This window comes from Streptomyces sp. NBC_01775, assembly GCF_035917675.1.
Taxonomy (GTDB): Bacteria; Actinomycetota; Actinomycetes; order Streptomycetales; family Streptomycetaceae; genus Streptomyces.
The window spans coordinates 3,586,930-3,602,946 of sequence record NZ_CP109104.1 but is presented as its reverse complement, the minus strand read 5'-3'; the positions used below and the strand labels follow the sequence as shown (position 1 = coordinate 3,602,946).

Below are 16,017 nucleotides of genomic sequence, written 5' to 3'. Positions count from 1 at the left end.
CGACCTTCAAGAGGAGGTGAGGAGTCCGTGGGCGCAACCCAAATTCCCCTGGATGACCTTCCGACTTCTCGGTTTCATCGAAAGGTGGCATTCGTCGCGGCAGGAGGGCCCTTCTGTGACGGATACCTGCTCGGCATCATCGCCGTGGCATTGCCCAGCGCCTCCACCGATCTCGGATTCGGCTCACTGGGATCGGGGCTCATCGGAGCCTCGGCGCTGATCGGGATGTTCTTCGGCGGCCTGGTCTTCGGGCCGCTCACCGACCGTCTCGGTCGCAGCCGTATGTACACGTTGAACCTCGTCGTGTTTCTCGTCTGCTCCCTTCTCCAGTTCTTCGCCGTGGACGCGGCATCCCTGTTCGCCATCCGGTTCGTCATGGGCCTCGCACTCGGCGCCGACTATCCCATCGCCACGGCGCTGGCCACCGAGTTCCTGCCCCGGCGCCTCCGCGGCCCGGCTCTGGCCTCGCTCGTCCTGGTCCTGTGGGTGGGCTACACCCTCAGCTACGCGGCCGGCTACCTGATGTCGGGCCTCGGCGACGGGGCCTGGCGCTGGATGCTGGCCAGCGCGGCGGTGCCCTCGTTCCTCTTCCTGCTGCTGCGTGTGGGAACCCCGGAGTCCCCACGGTGGCTCCTGAGCGTCGGCCGTACGGCGGAGGCCCGGGAGATCGTGGTGAAACACCTCGGGCCGCAGGCCGACTTCGCGGCGCTGGAGGCGGAGGCGCGCGAGTCCCCTCCCCCGAAGAAGGGGCTGGCGCTGGGGAGCGTTCTGGAGCTGTTCCGCCGTGGGTACGGGCCCATGCTGGCGTTCTGCTCGATCTTCTGGGTCTGCCAGGTGGCCCCGTCGTTCGCGGTCAAGACGTTCCAGCCGCAGCTGCTCACCTCGCTGCACGTCGAACACGCGCTGGGCGCGAGTGTGCTGGTGCAGTCCTTCGCCATCGTGGGCACAGCGCTCGGCCTGATCGTCATCAACTCCCTCGGCCGGCGGACGCTGCTCTTCTCCTCCATGGCTCTGTCCATGGCGGCCCTGCTGATCCTCGGCATCAGCCCGTGGGCGGCCGGTTCGGTCGTCATCACGCTGTTCATCACCTTCACCGTGGCCGAGGCCGCCGGCTCCGGGCTCCAGTTCGTCTATCCGAACGAGCTGTTCCCCACCGACCTGCGGGGCACCGGCATGGGGATCGCCACCGCGCTGAGCCGCCTCGGCTCCGCGGCCGGTACGTTCCTCCTCCCCATCAGCACCGACAAATGGGGCACCAGCGCGGCCCTCTACATCGCCGCCGGCATCGCCGGTGTGGGCCTTCTCGTCTCCTGGCGCATGGCCCCGGAGACCCGCCACCTCGGCCTCGCCGACTCCAGCACGGCCGCGCGGCCGGACTCCGCGCGGCCGGACTCCGCGCGGCCACCCACGACAAACAAAGAGCGCAGAGCTAAGCGCAGAGCCAAAGCGCAGAGCTAGGCGCCGAACCAAGGAGTACTCATGCCCTCATCGCCCTCTTCCCCCTCCCCGGCCTTCGCGTCCCCGTCCAGCCCGCGCGTCGTGGTCATCGGCGCCGGGATCCTCGGCATCACCCTCGCCAGGGAACTCGCCCGCCGAGGCGCCCAGGTCACGGTCGTGGAGCGCGAGGCTCCCGCCGCGGGGGCGACCTCCGTCTCGTTCGCCTGGCTCACCAACCAGACCTGCTTCCGCAACGGCCAGTCGCTCTCGGACGGCTCCTCACGTCACTACTTCGGGCTCCACCGCCTCGCCCTCGCCGCCTGGCGACGGCTGCACCACGACCTCGGCGACGCCCTCCCCGTCCGCTGGAACGGCGCGGTACAGCTCGAACCCGGGCACGGCGAGGAGCACGACCTCCTCCTCGACGACCTGCGCCAGCGCCTCTCCTGGGGCAGCCCCTCCCACCGGATCGGGGCCGAGGAGGCCAGGAACCTGCTGCCCGGCGCCGCCATCCCCGACGGCACGGTGGGCTTCTTCACGCCCGATGAGGGATCCGTCGACCCCAACGCGGCCGTCTCGACGCTGGTGCGCTCCGCGACGGAACTCGGCGTGGAATTCCGCCACGGCACCGAGGCCCTCTCCGTCGAAGGCGCCGACGGCCGTGCCACCGCCGTGGTGACCTCGGCGGGCCGCATGGCCTGCGACCACGTGGCCGTCCTGTGCGGAGCCGACTCACCGTCCTTCCTGGAGCCGCTCGGCATCACGGTGCCGCTGGCCGACTCCCACGGATCCATCGTCCATCTGAAGCCCCTGCCCCCGTTCCTCGACCGCGTCCTGCTCTCTTCCCAAGTCCACGCGATCCAGCGCCGCGACGGACGGGTCGTGATCGCCAAGCACTACTCCGGAACTCCCGTCTCCGACCCCGACGGGCTGGACGGCGAGCAGCTCCTCGCCCAGGCGGCCGACCTCCTGCCCGCCCTCCGGGAAGCGGAGATCGAGAAGATCACCGTCGGCCGCCGTGTCGTCCCCGCCGACGGCCTCCCCGTCGTCGGCCGGAGCCCGGTCTACGGCAACCTCCACAGCGTCACCACGAACGCGGGCATCACGCTCGGCCCCGTACTCGCACAGCTGATGACGACAGAGATCCTGGACGGTACGCGGGTGGATGTGCTGGACCCCTACCGCTCCACCAGGTTCGAGACGGCCACCCCAGGCGGCCACTGACCTCATCAGGGAACGGACCCCGACGGACCCCGACGGACCCCGACGGACCCCGACGGACCCCGGCGGACCCGCCGGGCGGGCCCGTCAAAGGATGTAGAGCAGGTGCTGCACCAGGCGGTAGGAGCTGGTGGCGTGGAGCAGGGTGGAGTCGAGCGGGTCGAAGGCGGCCATGCTCAGGCGGGAGAACGTCGCCGCGAACTCCTCCACATGAGCGGGGTCCGAGATGAACGCCGGCGTCGTGGGCTGTTCGACGTAGACGGTGCACAGCGGGGCCGCCTTGCCGTCCATGAGGCTGAAGGGCGCGCCGGGCGTCGCGGGCGGCATCTCGGAGCGGAACGGCAGCAGCTGGATGGTGAACTGCGGCAGCTGGGAGATCTCCACCAGATACTCCAGCTGGGCCCGGCGGATCTTGCGGCTGACGAAGTGCATGTGGAACGCCGCCTCGTGGATCACCGCGTGACAGCGGGGCGGCGGATCCGCGAACAGCACGCTCTGGCGGCGCAGCCGGAACTCCGCGAGCCGCGCGCCGTCCTCCGGCGGGACGGCGGGCACGCTGTTGGCGAACAGCGCGGAGACGTAGTCGCGGGTCTGGAGCAGCCCGGGTACGAACATCCACTGGAACGAACGGTGCGCCGTGGCACCACACTCCAGCTCCGCCAGGTCCCACAGCCGGCCCTTGGACAGCTCGCGGTACTCGCTCCACCAGCCGCGCCCCGAGGCGGCCGACATGTCCACCAGCGCCTCGACCAGGGCGGTGTCGGCGCACCCGTAGAAGTCCAGGAGCGCCCGCAGGCGCGTTTCGGAGCAGGCGGTACGGCCCGCTTCGATGTGGCTCAGATGGGGCTTGTGCAATCCCGCGTGACGGCACGCCGCCTCTCTGTTGACCCCGCTCTCCTCGCGGATCCGGCGTAGCTCCTGGCCGAGCCTCTTCTGCCGCTGGCTTGGATTCGCTCGCAGTCCCATGGAGCAACTTCCCCCACGGCGAGCGGACGCGCGCCATGGATTCCCGGGCGAACCACCCAATGGTGTGAGCGCGCCGGGACGAGCGCGCCGCGAAGAGGCCGCCGGGACGACGACGGCCGGGCACCCCACCGTGGGGGTCCCCGGCCGGGAGGCACTCACGGCCCTCCGCCCGCGCACGGTCCTCGGCCCGCTCCCGTCCTCCGCCCGCGCACGGTCCTCCGCCCGCTCAGGCGCCGATCGGGTGCCAGACCGTCTTGGTCTCCAGGAAGGCCAGCAGCCGCTCCGTACCCGGGTCCGCCGTCCACGCGGTGGGCGCGGGCCGCAGCACCCGCTTGAGGTTGTCGGCCGCCGCGACCTCCAGCTCCCGCGCCAGCTCCGCGTCCCCCTCGGCCCCGGCCAGGTCGAGGGCGTTCACGTCCTGGTGCGCGGCCAGCGGGCGGGCCAGCTCGCCGGTGTGGCCGGACAGGATGTTCACCACACCGCCCGGCAGATCGGAGGTGGCCAGCACCTCCGCCAGCGACAGCGCGGGCAGCGGCGCCTCGTGCGAGGCGACGAGCACCGCCGTGTTGCCGGTGACGATCGCCGGGGCGAGCACGGACACCAGCCCCAGCAGCGAGGCCGAGGCCCCGCGCGGGGCGAGCAGCGCGACCACGCCCGTCGGCTCGGGCGTGGACAGGTTGAAGAACGGCCCCGCCACCGGGTTGGCGCCGCCCGCGACCTGGGCCACCTTGTCCGACCAGCCCGCGTACCAGACCCACCGGTCGATGGCCGCGTCCGTCTGGGCGAGGGCCTTCTGACGTGAGACGCCCTCCGCCGAGGCGATCTCGGCGGCGAACTGCTCGCGCCGTCCCTCCAGCATTTCCGCGACCCGGTAGAGGATCTGCCCCCGGTTGTAGGCGGTCGCACCCGACCAGCCCCCGAACGCCTTGCGCGCCGCGACGACCGCGTCCCGCGCGTCCTTCCGGGAGGCGAGCGGCGCGTTGGCCAGCCAGCGGCCCTTGCCCGCCGCGCCGGCGGCTGATTTCGCTGCGGTCACCTCGTACACCCTGCCGCTCTCGGACCGGGGGAACTTGCCCCCGACGTACAGCTTGTAGGTCTTCAGCACGCCCAGCCGCTCGGCCCTGCCGGGCTTCGCCTGCGACTCGGACCGCACCGACTCATCCGTCCGCTCAGACATCGAGGTAAGCCTCCAGACCGTGCCGGCCGCCCTCGCGCCCGAAGCCGGATTCCTTGTAGCCGCCGAAGGGCGAGGTGGGGTCGAACTTGTTGAAGGTGTTGGCCCAGACGACCCCGGCCCGCAGCTGGTTCGCCATCTTCAGAATGCGCGAGCCCTTCTCGGTCCAGATCCCGGCCGAGAGCCCGTAGGGCGTGTTGTTGGCCTTCGCGACCGCCTCGTCCGGCGTACGGAAGGTGAGCACCGACAGCACAGGACCGAAGACCTCCTCCCGGGCGATACGGTGCGCCTGCGTGACGCCCGTGAAGAGCGTCGGCGCGAACCAGTAGCCCTGGCCGGGCAGTTCGCACGCGGGCGACCAGCGCTCGGCGCCCTCACCCTCGCCCGCGTCGGCCAGCTCGGTGATACGGGCGAGCTGCTCGGCGGAGTTGATCGCGCCGATGTCGGTGTTCTTGTCGAGCGGGTCGCCCACGCGCAGAGTGGCGAGCCGCCGCTTGAGCGCGTCCAGCACCTCCTCCTGCACCGACTCCTGCACGAGCAGCCGGGAGCCGGCGCAGCACACCTGACCCTGGTTGAAGAAGATCCCGTTCACGATGCCCTCGATCGCCTGGTCGAGGGGGGCGTCCTCGAAGACGATGTTGGCGCCCTTGCCGCCGAGTTCGAGGGTGAGCCTCTTGTCCGTACCCGCGACCGTACGGGCGATCTCCTTGCCCACCGCCGTCGACCCCGTGAACGCGACCTTGTCGACCCCCGGGTGCGCCACCAGCGCGGCCCCCGTAGCGCCGTCCCCGGTGACGATGTTGACGACGCCCCTGGGCAGCCCCGCCTGACGGCAGATGTCGGCGAAGAACAGCGCGGACAGCGGCGTCGTCTCGGCGGGCTTGAGCACCACCGTGTTACCGGTGGCCAGCGCCGGGGCGATCTTCCAGGCGAGCATCAACAGCGGAAAGTTCCACGGAATGACCTGCGCGGCGACGCCCAGCGGCTTCGGTTCGGGACCACTCGTGCTGTTCACCGGGCTCCGCCCGAGGGCCGCATACGCGAGCTTGTCGGCCCACCCGGCGTAGTAGAAGAAGTGCGCCGCCACCAGCGGCAGATCGGCGTCCCGCGTCTCCCGGATCGGCTTGCCGTTGTCCAGCGTCTCCAGCACCGCCAGCTCGCGCGAGCGCTCCTGGATGACGCGGGCGATCCGGAACAGGTACTTCGCCCGCTCGGCACCCGGCAGCGCCGACCACGGCCCGAACGCCGCACGGGCGGCGCGCACCGCGGCCTCGACGTCATCGGCGTCCGCCTGGGCGACCTCGCTCAGCACCTCCTCGGTGGCGGGCGAGAGGGTCTTGAAGACCTTGCCGGCGGCGGCCTCGCGGAACTCCCCGTCGATGAACAGCCCGTAGGACGGCGCGATGTCCACGACGGCACGGGACTCCGGGGCCGGCGCGTACTCGAACAGCTTCGTCATGCTCAGTCCACCGTCACGTAGTCGGGGCCGGAGTAGCGGCCGGTCGTGAGCTTCTGCCGCTGCATCAGCAGGTCGTTGAGGAGACTGGAGGCGCCGAAGCGGAACCACTCCGGGCTGAGCCAGTCGTCGCCGAGCGTCTCGTTCACCATCACCAGATACTTGACCGCGTCCTTGGCCGTACGGATGCCGCCGGCCGGCTTCACCCCCACCTGCCGCCCGGTCGCGGCCCGGAAGTCGCGGACGGCCTCCATCATCAGCAGGGTGTTCGGGGGAGTGGCGTTGACGCCGACCTTGCCGGTGGACGTCTTGATGAAGTCGGCGCCCGCGAGCATGGCCAGCCACGAGGCACGGCGGATGTTGTCGTACGTGGACAGCTCACCGTTCTCGAAGATCACCTTCAGATGCGCGGTCTCCCCTCCGGACCGCGCACAGGCACCCTTGACGGCCTGGATCTCCTCGAACACCTGGAGGTAGCGCCCCGAGAGGAACGCCCCCCGGTCGATCACCATGTCGATCTCGTCGGCCCCGGCGTCGACGGCCTCCCGGGTGTCGGCGAGCTTCACGGACAGGGCAGCACGCCCGGAGGGGAACGCGGTGGCGACGGACGCCACGTTGATCTCGCCCGCACCCGCGTCGGCCAGCGCCTGCTTGGCGGTGGCCGCCATGTCGGAGTACACACAGATGGCCGCGACACGGGGGGCCGACCGGTCACCCGGATCGGGCCGGGCCCCCTTCGCACACAGCGCCCGCACCTTGCCGGGAGTGTCGGACCCCTCCAGAGTCGTCAGGTCGATCATCGAGATCGCGAGATCGAGCGCGTACGCCTTCGCTGTCGTCTTGATGGAACGGGTCCCCAACCCGGCGGCCCGAGCCTCCAGGCCGACCGCGTCGACTCCGGGGAGCCCGTGGAGATAGCGGCGTAGAGCGGCATCAGAGGTCACCACGTCGGAAAGACCGCGACCGGCCGCATCGGTAGGCATGCTCACCAGGGCACCATATCTACGCGCGTAGCCGATGTCACCCCGTGAACCCGCCCCAACGTCGCCCCCGCACTCTGCCACCCCGGTGCGCCACCCCCGCCGGGGTGCAACTGCCCACTGGGCCCCGAAAGCAGCGAGGCGGGGGCGCCACCGGGGGGCGCACGACCACCCCCCACACAACTTTCATAAAAAGACACCCCCACCCCAAAGACACCCCCACCCCTCCTCCTCCGTGAGCCGCCGCAGGTCAGGCCGGTGCGGCGTGCTGCCCCATGCCGGACGGGCTGCCCGAGCCCGAGAGCTCGGGCAGCACCGGGACTCCGCTCCTGCTGACTCGGACTCGGGCGTCAGTTCAGGGCGTCAGCTCAGGGTGTCAGTTCAAGGCGTCCGTGTTGTGGCGTCCGCGTACCGCCCACGCCGCCCGCAGGAGCGTCCGGGGGTCGAGCAGCGTCTTCGCGGGGGAGAGCATGTGCATCACGTCCAGGAGGCGCCGGTGTACCACCGGATCGGTCACCGAGGCCCGGAGGATGACGTCGCTGAGCCGGGAAGTTACGGCGAATCCCCGTGGCCGCGCGTCGGTGACGTGCGGCATCTTCAGGTCGTTGAGAGCTGATGTCTGCCATGCGTCGTCCACGACGGCCCGGGCCTTGTTGAAGTACGGCCAGGCCGGCTCTCGGAGCGAGGGGCTGGATGCGAGGTAGGACGCGAGGCAGGAGGCGTGCATCGCGGCGGAGGACATGCCTTGGCCGTAGATGGGGTTGAAGGAAGCCAGGGCGTCGCCGACCGCGACGAGTCCGGCGGGGAACCGGTCCAGCCGGTGGAAGTCGCGCCGACGATTGTCCGGATGCCGGTAGGTGAGCGGCTCGCCGATCGGCTCACCCTCCTCGGCCAGCTCGCGGAAAGGCGCTGCCGGGTCTTCCTTGCAGCGGAGGAGGAACCCCTCCATGCTCCGGCCCGGTCGGTCGTCCGCGTACCCGGCCACCAGGACGATCCACCGATCGCCTTCGACCCGGCCCAGGGTCCCCAGCCGTACCCGGCCGTCCGGAAGGGCCGTCAGGGACTGTGCCACGGCCGCGCCGGGCGATCCCGCGGGGCGGCGGAACAGCGCGGTGGCGTAACCGAGATCCACGCTCATCCGCTGCATGGGCGGCTCCGGCCAGCCACCCTCCTTCAGCCAGGCGCCGATCCGGCTGCCCCGGCCGGTCGCGTCGACCACCAGGTCGGCGGCCAGCACGTCCTCGTCGCCGGTGCCGGTGCCGGTGCCGGTGCCGGTGCCGGTGCCGGTGCCTGCCCCCGCCCCCGCCCCCGCGCCCGCACCCGCGTTCGTGTCGGCCCCCGCGTTTGTGTCGGCGACCGCGCCGACACCCGCGTACCGTACGGCGCTCACCCGGTCCCCGGTGAACACGAGTCCGCACACGCTGCCGTTGACCCGGCGCACATTGCCGAGCGCCCACACCCGGCGGCGGAGGTGTGCCTCCAGGAAGGGCCGCGTGGCGCTGATGATCTCCAGACCGTGGACCAGCACCTTGCACCGGCCCCCGAGGAAAGCGTGCGCATCCTCTCCCGAGTCCGCGCACGCGGCGCCGTCAGCCACGAGTTCGGTGGAGAAATCGGGAAACAAGCGGTCGATGTGCCTGCGGCCCCCGTCCAGCAGCGCGTGCATCTGAGTGCCCTGCGGGACACCCGGCCGGGGCTCGTAGCCGTGCACGGCGTCGGGCGACATCGCGACCTCGTCGCGTTCGAGGAGTACCACCTCCTCGGCGTGGTCGCTGAGCACCCGTGCGGCCAGTAACCCCGCGATGCTCCCTCCGAGTACAACGGCTCTGCGCATGCACACCTCCGGCTTACAGCTGACACAGAAGAAATCCAGAGCATATTGCGGCACGACAACATCAGAGGTCGACTACGCATGCACCCGGTCTGATCACTTCTCGGCCACCGGCGCGCAACACCGTTCGTGGCGGACACCTGACGCGTATCCGGGTTGCCCGCAGGTGGGGGCATCGATGCCGTACCGCAATGTCCGTCATCCGGACGGTCCGGCACAATCGGTCGCATGACGAGCGAGCACGAGAGCGGGAGCGGCGCGGGCCGGCGGTCCGGGAGAGCGGAGGGGAGCACGGATTCCGCCGAGCCGAGCGGGAAGAGCGGCGCGGGCGAGGAGGAGCGCGCGGCCCTCGACGACACGGCCTCCGACGACGTGGCCCCCGACGAGGTGGGACCCGACGACGTGGGACCCGGCCACGAGACCGCTGACGGCACGACCGCTGATGGCACGTCCCCCGACGGCACGACCCCCGACGCGGACGACGGGCCCCGGTTCGCCGACCGGATCTTCCGTTCGGCAGCCGGGATGGCCGGCGGCGTGGTGCTGCTCGCGCTCGGGGGCTGGCTCGTGACCGACGCCGTGATCGGCGGCGACGGCCGCACCCCGTGGCTCGCGCTCGCCGGGCTGCTGTTCGCCGCGCCGCTCGTCGTGGCGTTCACGCTGCGGCCCGCCGTGTTCGCGGGCGAGACCCGGCTGCGGGTGCGCAACCCTTTCCGGACGGTCGAGATGCCGTGGGGCACCGTCGAATCGGTCCGCGCCGGGTATTCCAGCGAGGTGATCGCGGACGGCGTGAAGTACCAGATGTGGTCCATCCCCGTCTCGCTGCGCGCCCGTAAGAAGGCCACCCGGCACAACGAGCGCGTGGCCTCGGGCAAGTCGCCGACGATGGGCGCCGGGGGGCTGTTCGGCGGGCGGCGGATGCCGGACCTCGCCGTGGGGGACTCGGAGCCGGCGGAGAGCCGGGCCACGTCGGACCAGGCGATCGACGAGATCCGCGAACTCGTCGAGACGCATGGGCAGAAGACAGAGGCCCAGGGGTCGGTCGCCGTCCGCTGGTCGTTCGAGATCCTCGTCCCGGCCCTCGCGGGAGCGATCCTGCTGGCCGTCCTCCTCGCCACCCGGTAGCCGCGACCCGGCAGCCGTCACTCGTCACTCGTCACCCGTCAGCCGCCACCCGGTAGCCGCCGGTCCGGCAGCGTCACCCGGTAGCCGTCGGCCCCGTAGCCGCCCCGCCCGTGGCCCCACAGGCAGGAAAGGAACCCCGCTCAGACGCCGGACTCCGCAGACCGTACCGTCGCCGCCGGGCTCCCGTAGACCGCGTAGGCCAGCCACGTCGGATCGCCGTGCTGGTCGCGGATCGCTCGGCGCGCGTGCAGCGAGGCGCGGCCCAACGGCTCGCCCTCCTCCAGCAGTTCGCGGTAGAACGCGTCCGCGAAGCGCAGCGCCGACTCGGAGCGTACGGGCCACAGCGTTCCGACGAACGCGCCCGCGCCCGCCTGGAGGAACTGCGGCGCCCAGCCCAGCGAGGCCCCGAACCAGTCGATCTCTCCCGCGCTGCGGCAGGAGTTGAAGAAGACCAGCGGACGCGTGCCGCGCAGACTGCGCAACTGCGCGGCCGACGCCAGGTCGACGGGGTCGAAAGTGCCGTCCGCCATGGTCACGCACGACCCGCCGCCGGTGAAGGCGTTGTGGCAGGCGAAGTGCAGCAGCCCCCCGTGCCCCGCCTCGATCAGGTCGGTGAGCGTGGCGCGGTCGCTGAGAACACCCGCGTCGAGGACCCCGTCCCCGAGCCGCTCCCGCAGGGAGGTCACCTCCCGCACCGCTTCCTCGGGCGAGCCCGGCGGCACCACGAACGCCGCCCCCGGCAGCACGAGGCTGCGCACCCGGTCCTGGCCGAACGTACGGCGTACGACGGGCAGCCACTCCGCGAGAAACCCCCGGTCCTCGCGGCCCTCGTTGAGCGGATACAGCAGCTCCCAGGGGATGATGTCGTGCTCGCCGAGCACGGTCAGCGCGCTGATGCGGTCCGCCTGCTCCCAGAACTGCCGCTGCACCGCCTCCGGCACGGCCGAGGTCCACAGCTGGACCCCATGGTTGCGCAGCCGGCCGCGCAGCCGCGCCGCGTCCTCGGCCACTGCCGCCGCGTCGGCCCCCAGCGGCGGGCCGCCCTCGCGTGCGGCCCGCCGCAGCTCGTCGTAGATGCGCTCGGCCGCACCGTGCGGGTCCCCGGAGCGGAAGCGGAACGGCTCGGGCGCGTAGCAGGTCTCGCTCAGGAGCTGGAAGGTGTACGAGCCGGTCGCGTCGTCCCTCAGCACCTGGAGGGTGACCTCGCCCGGGTCGAACGCCACGCTGGGCAGCTCCGCCGTGCGCCGGGGACCGTCGCGGGTGACCGAGCCGTCCCGTACGGAGATCTGGCAGCGCACCTCGCCCAGGAACGTGCCGCCCCGGAACGCGCGTACGGTCACCTGGTGCAGGCCGGGCTCGACGGTGCGCAGGGTGAAGCGGAGGACGTCGGAGTCCGCGCCGAGGGGCACGAGCACGTCCTGCTGGAGGTCGTCGACGGCCACCAGCCCCGGCGCGTGCACGGTGATGTGCAGCGCCGCGCCCTCCTCGGGCACCACGAACGGCCGCAGCACCGCCCCGCCCCGCAGGGTGCCCCGTACGACCTGGACGTGCAGCGGCACGGCCCTGTCCGGCGCCGCCTGCTGCGCCAGCTCGGCGACGAGCGCGCGGGGTTCGGGCGGGGGCGCGGGCTTGGACTTGGGTCTGGGCGCGGGCTTGGGTCTGGGCGCGGGACTGGGCGCGGACTTGGGCTCGGGCGCGGGTTTGGGCGCGGGCCTGGGGCGCGGGCCGGGTGCCGGTGCCGGAGATGAGGGCGGAGGTGAGGGCGGGAGCGAGGGTGAAGGCGGAGGCGGCTGGGGCGCCGGTGGCTCCCACGCCTGTTGCTGGACAGGGGCCTGGGGGAGCCGGGAGTCGCTGGGTTCCGGGTACGCGTACGGGGGCCGCGGCGGCCCCCACGACATGGGCGGGCCCGGGGCGCCGCCGCCTGCCTCCCTGCGGGGGAGCTCCGCCACGACCAGCGCCGCCAGTGCCAGATAAGCGCCACGGGTACGGTCCCGCAGGGCATCCGGGTCGAACTCCGCGCCGGCCGCGAGCTGTTCGTCGTAGGGGACGACGACAGCGTCCCCGCAACGGGTGCGCAGGTGGTCCGCGAGATCCGCCGCCGCCTCCGCGTGGGCGACCCCGTCCCGGAGGGTGGTGACGACGGCTACGGCGCGCCGGACCAGGTCGGCGTAGCCCTGCGTCTCCAGCCAGTCGACGGCGGCGTCCGCGTCGCGCGCGCCGTCGGCCGAGGGCGTGCAGACGAGCACCACCTGGGCGGCCATATCCAGCGCCGTCCGGGCAGCCCCGTGGCCCAGGCCGGTGCCGGTGTCGGTGACGATGAGCCCGAAGTGCGGGATGAGCGCTTCGAGGACGTGCCGGTAGTCGGCGGGGTCGAAGAGGGCCATGTCGTCGGCCGCGCCCGTGCCGTGGGCGTAGAGCATCAGTTGCCCGCGCCACGGGGTGCCGAAGCCCCTCACATGCTCTGCGTCGTTCGACCTGGACAGCGCCATGGCGAGAGCGCGCATGGGAGTGTGGCCCCTCTTGCCGGCGCGGGGGCCCAGGGTGCCCGCCTCCTGGTCGGTGTCCACCGCCGCGACGGCGAGGCCGTTGCGGCGTCGCCGCACCGCCACGGTGGAGGCCAGGCCGAGCACGGTCGTGGTCTTGCCCGCACCGCCCCGCAGGCTCACCACGGCGACGCGATGGGCCGTGATGAGCGCGCGGGGCGTCGCGACCTGGGCGGTGTGACGCCGCTCCTCGGCGGCACACCGCGCTTTTCGCGCCCGCCCTCCCGTAAGACGGCGCCACCATCCCGCGAGGCGCCCGCGCTCCCCTCCGCCCACGTGTGCGCCTCCTCCGCCGTCCCGCCGGTCGGACCGACCGGGCCGGCCCTCTCAGTCGGGCAGCTCGCTCACCCGGCCCACCAGCAACTCCGCTTCCTCCGGCGACAGTTCGATACCGAAGGTGTCGAGAAGCAGCTTAGGCAGCTCGTACGGCTCCAGTTCGCGCTTTTCGTACGGATCCGGGTGCGCGGGGCCCGTCGTCATCCAGGTGCGGGTGTCGAGCTGGTCGACGCGGTCGGCGCGCGCACGCTGGATGAAGGGGCGGCGGTTGAACGGGGAGTGCCCGCCGGTGGCGACGTAGTGGTTGGCCAGCTCGTAGTCGACGGGGTACTGCGGGTTCTCCGTGAAGTTGTGCCGCAGCACCCAGCCCCCGTGACCGTCGCCGTGGTGGAGGGCCCAGCCGTCGGCGCCCGGGGTGACCTCCTGGCGGCGCAGCCAGAAGGCCCAGCCCTCGACGGTGACCTCGTTGCCCGCCGGGCCCTCCACCAGCTCGATGGGGGCCAGCGGGCTCGCGCCGAAGCCGATGTCGCTCAGCCAGCGGTGCCCGTCGAGTTCGACGAGCATCATCGCGTGGGTCGCCGGGAGGATCTTCTCGGCGCCGAGCTGCACCCGCCCCGAGACAGCGGTGAAACGGAAGCCGAGCCGCTCCAGGGCCGCCGCGTAGAGGATGGCGTGCTCGAAGCAGTAGCCGCCCCGGGTGCGGCGCACCAGCTTGTCCTGGAGGTCGTCCAGGTCGAGGGAGACCGACCGGTACAGAAAGCTGTCCAGGTTGTCCCAGCGCACCGACAGCACATGGGCGCGGTGGAGCGCGCGCAGCGTCTCCAGCGTGGGCGCGCGCTCTCCCTCGTACCCCAGGCGCGCCAGATAGGCATCAAGGTCGAGCCGCTCGCCGCTCCACATGAGGGCTCCTCTCAGCTGTCAGAATCCCGCTGCGGTGTTGAGGTCGTCCTTGATACGGCTCAGCACGCCCGCCGCCCGTTTCCGTGCCGGGGCGAGGCCGGCGGGGCCGCTCACCGGGACGACGACCTCCAGATAGCACTTGAGCTTGGGCTCGGTACCGCTGGGCCGGACGATGACCCGGCCGCCGCCGATGCCCTCGTCCCCCGAGCCTGCCCCCGACTCCGACCCCGACCCCGACCCTGGCCCCGCCCCCGCGAGGCGATAGCGCAGGCCGTCGGTCGGCGGCAGGGTGTCCGTGCCCTGGTTCAGGTCCTCGGCCTCCGCGACACGCAGCCCGCCCAGCGTGGTCGGCGGCTCGGCACGCAGCCGCACCATCGCGTCGGAGATGAGCGAGAGATCCTCCACGCGCACCGAGAGCTGGTCGGTGGCGTGGACCCCGTACTCGACGTCGAGCTCGTCCAGCAGCTCGGACAGCGTGCGCCCGGCCTGCTTCAGCTCGGCCGCCAGTTCGGCGACGAGCAGCGCGGCGGTGATGCCGTCCTTGTCGCGGACGCCCTCCGGGTCGACGCAGTATCCAAGCGCTTCCTCGTAGCCGTAGCGCAGTCCGTCGACGCGGGCCAGCCACTTGAAGCCGGTCAGCGTCTCCTCGTACGGCAGGTCCGCCGCGGCGGCGATACGCGACAGCAGGGAGGAGGAGACGATGGTGGTCGCGAAGGTGCCCTTGGCCCGCTTGCGGATCAGGTGAGTGGCCAGCAGCGCGCCGACCTGGTCACCGCGCAGCATCCGCCAGCCGGCCCCGGCTTCCGCGTCGGGCACCGCGACGCCGCAGCGGTCGGCGTCCGGATCGTTGGCGATGATCACGTCGGGCGCCTCGCCGTGCTCCTGGGCCCAGGTCCGGGCCGTGGCGAAGGCGAGGTCCATCGCGCCGGGCTCCTCCGGGTTCGGGAAGGCGACGGTGGAGAAATCGGGGTCGGGCTCGGCCTGTTCGGGCACTGCGACCGGGGTGGGGAAGCCCGCGCGTTCGAAGGCGAGGCGCGCCGTGCGGTGGCCCACCCCGTGCATCGACGTGTGGACGACGCGGACCGCGCGCGAGGAGCCCTCCGTCAGCACCGCGCCGGTGCGCGCGAGGTAGGCGTCCAGCACGTCCTCACCCAGCACCTGCCAGCCGGAGGCCGGCCTGGGCACTCCGGCGAGCGGTCCGACGGCAGCGATGCGGGCCGCGATGTCACCGTCGGCGGGCGGCACGATCTGAAGGCCGTCGCCGAGGTAGACCTTGTAGCCGTTGTCGCGCGGCGGGTTGTGACTGGCGGTCACCATGATCCCGGCGGCGGCGCCCAGGTGCCGTACGGCGTAGGCGAGCACAGGGGTCGGCAGCGGCTCGGGGAGCGTGGCCGCGCGCAGGCCCGCGCCGGTCATCACCGCGGCGGTGTCCCGCGCGAAGTCGGCGCTCTTGTGGCGCGCGTCGTAACCGATCACGACCAGGGGCGCCGCCTCGTTCCCGGCCCCGGGAGTGCCCCCGCGCGAGGGCCCGTTCTCCCGCGGGTGCGCCTCCCGCGGGTGCGCCTCCCGCGGGTGCGCCTCCCGCGGGTACGTCTCCCGCAGGTACGCGGCGATCCCGGCGGCGGCTCGGATGACCAGGGCGCGGTTCATCCGCATGGGGCCCGCGCCCAGCTCACCGCGCAGCCCGGCGGTACCGAACTGGAGGGTGCCCGAGAAGCGGTCGCGCAGCTCGTCGTCCGCGTCGGTGGTCCCGGCTTCGAGGAGCTTGGCCAGCTCCTCGCGGGTCTCCGGGTCCGGGTCCTCGGCCAGCCAGGCACGGGCGCGCTCCCGCAGCCCGTCGGGGGGCGCCCCCTGCTCGGATGCCAGGTCGGTCGCCGGGTCGGACGCCGGGTCGGTCCCGGGTGTGGGGGCCTCCGTGGGAGCGGTCAGGTCGTCGCGCACGGTTCCTGTCCTGCCTTTCGGACGGTCGGTCGGAGTGGGACGGAGTGGGCGGAGCCGGACGGTTGGCCGGGGTCGAGCTGTCGGGCGGAGCCGGACGGGCGGGTCGGACTGTCGGTCGGGGTCGGACTGTCGGTCGGTCGGAGCCGGAGGGAGCTCCGGAAGGTGTC

General features: G+C 72.4%; 11 protein-coding genes. 3 read left to right on the top strand and 8 right to left on the bottom strand.

Annotated features, from left to right (window positions below; translation table 11 throughout):
* Positions 1 to 84 precede the first annotated feature (84 nt).
* Both OHB04_RS16010 and OHB04_RS16005 read left to right on the top strand, forming a co-directional pair.
* A complete protein-coding gene (locus tag OHB04_RS16010) occupies positions 85 to 1,458 on the top strand; it encodes an MFS transporter (protein ID WP_326807679.1) in 1,374 nt (457 codons plus the stop codon).
* Between the two features lie 21 nt (positions 1,459 to 1,479).
* Positions 1,480 to 2,661 carry an NAD(P)/FAD-dependent oxidoreductase gene (locus tag OHB04_RS16005; protein ID WP_326807678.1) on the top strand — a complete coding sequence of 394 codons (1,182 nt, stop codon included), beginning with the start codon at positions 1,480 to 1,482 and terminating at the stop codon, positions 2,659 to 2,661.
* Positions 2,662 to 2,745: 84 nt separating this feature from the next.
* Here the strand turns inward: OHB04_RS16005 and OHB04_RS16000 are convergent, their stop codons facing one another.
* The 5 genes from OHB04_RS16000 to OHB04_RS15980 all read right to left on the bottom strand — a co-directional run bounded on the left by OHB04_RS16000 (position 2,746) and on the right by OHB04_RS15980 (position 9,068).
* Positions 2,746 to 3,624 (bottom strand): helix-turn-helix domain-containing protein, encoded by an 879-nt coding sequence (locus OHB04_RS16000; RefSeq protein ID WP_326807677.1) that lies wholly within the window; start codon positions 3,622 to 3,624, stop codon positions 2,746 to 2,748.
* A 226-nt stretch (positions 3,625 to 3,850) separates the two neighbouring features.
* Complete coding sequence (locus OHB04_RS15995; RefSeq protein WP_326688361.1) at positions 3,851 to 4,801, bottom strand: aldehyde dehydrogenase family protein; 951 nt, start codon at positions 4,799 to 4,801, stop codon at positions 3,851 to 3,853.
* Positions 4,794 to 6,257 carry an aldehyde dehydrogenase family protein gene (locus OHB04_RS15990; protein ID WP_326688360.1) on the bottom strand — a complete coding sequence of 488 codons (1,464 nt, stop codon included), beginning with the start codon at positions 6,255 to 6,257 and terminating at the stop codon, positions 4,794 to 4,796. Before OHB04_RS15990 ends, OHB04_RS15995 begins: the two co-directional genes overlap by 8 nt.
* A 2-nt stretch (positions 6,258 to 6,259) precedes the next feature.
* Positions 6,260 to 7,237 (bottom strand): deoxyribose-phosphate aldolase, encoded by a 978-nt coding sequence (gene deoC, locus OHB04_RS15985; protein WP_326807676.1) that lies wholly within the window; start codon positions 7,235 to 7,237, stop codon positions 6,260 to 6,262.
* A gap of 373 nt (positions 7,238 to 7,610) precedes the next feature.
* Positions 7,611 to 9,068 carry an FAD-dependent oxidoreductase gene (locus tag OHB04_RS15980; RefSeq protein WP_326807675.1) on the bottom strand — a complete coding sequence of 486 codons (1,458 nt, stop codon included), beginning with the start codon at positions 9,066 to 9,068 and terminating at the stop codon, positions 7,611 to 7,613.
* Between the two features lie 225 nt (positions 9,069 to 9,293).
* On the opposite strand from OHB04_RS15980, the gene OHB04_RS15975 reads away from it, so the two are divergent.
* A complete protein-coding gene (locus tag OHB04_RS15975; protein WP_326807674.1) occupies positions 9,294 to 10,190 on the top strand; it encodes a PH domain-containing protein in 897 nt (298 codons plus the stop codon).
* A gap of 140 nt (positions 10,191 to 10,330) precedes the next feature.
* On the opposite strand, the gene OHB04_RS15970 is transcribed toward OHB04_RS15975, so the two are convergent.
* Genes OHB04_RS15970 through OHB04_RS15960 form a run of 3 tightly spaced genes read right to left on the bottom strand, consistent with a single transcriptional unit; the run spans position 10,331 to position 15,775 of the window.
* Positions 10,331 to 13,009: a CHAT domain-containing protein gene (locus OHB04_RS15970; RefSeq protein ID WP_326807673.1), complete on the bottom strand. Its 2,679-nt coding sequence runs from the start codon at positions 13,007 to 13,009 to the stop codon at positions 10,331 to 10,333.
* 51 nt (positions 13,010 to 13,060) lie between these two features.
* Positions 13,061 to 13,909, bottom strand: a complete 849-nt coding sequence (locus tag OHB04_RS15965; protein ID WP_326688355.1) for an arylamine N-acetyltransferase family protein — start codon at positions 13,907 to 13,909, stop codon at positions 13,061 to 13,063.
* An 18-nt stretch (positions 13,910 to 13,927) separates the two neighbouring features.
* Positions 13,928 to 15,775: a phospho-sugar mutase gene (locus tag OHB04_RS15960; RefSeq protein WP_326809459.1), complete on the bottom strand. Its 1,848-nt coding sequence runs from the start codon at positions 15,773 to 15,775 to the stop codon at positions 13,928 to 13,930.
* Positions 15,776 to 16,017: the final 242 nt, after the last annotated feature.

Coding starts and splice junctions, on each gene's coding strand:
- OHB04_RS16005 (WP_326807678.1), top strand. CDS start 1,480: ATGCCCTCATCGCCCTCTTCCCCCTCCCCGGCCTTCGCGTCCCCGTCC.
- OHB04_RS16000 (WP_326807677.1), bottom strand. CDS start 3,624: ATGGGACTGCGAGCGAATCCAAGCCAGCGGCAGAAGAGGCTCGGCCAG.
- OHB04_RS15995 (WP_326688361.1), bottom strand. CDS start 4,801: ATGTCTGAGCGGACGGATGAGTCGGTGCGGTCCGAGTCGCAGGCGAAG.
- OHB04_RS15990 (WP_326688360.1), bottom strand. CDS start 6,257: ATGACGAAGCTGTTCGAGTACGCGCCGGCCCCGGAGTCCCGTGCCGTC.
- deoC (WP_326807676.1), bottom strand. CDS start 7,237: ATGCCTACCGATGCGGCCGGTCGCGGTCTTTCCGACGTGGTGACCTCT.
- OHB04_RS15980 (WP_326807675.1), bottom strand. CDS start 9,068: ATGCGCAGAGCCGTTGTACTCGGAGGGAGCATCGCGGGGTTACTGGCC.
- OHB04_RS15975 (WP_326807674.1), top strand. CDS start 9,294: ATGACGAGCGAGCACGAGAGCGGGAGCGGCGCGGGCCGGCGGTCCGGG.
- OHB04_RS15965 (WP_326688355.1), bottom strand. CDS start 13,909: ATGTGGAGCGGCGAGCGGCTCGACCTTGATGCCTATCTGGCGCGCCTG.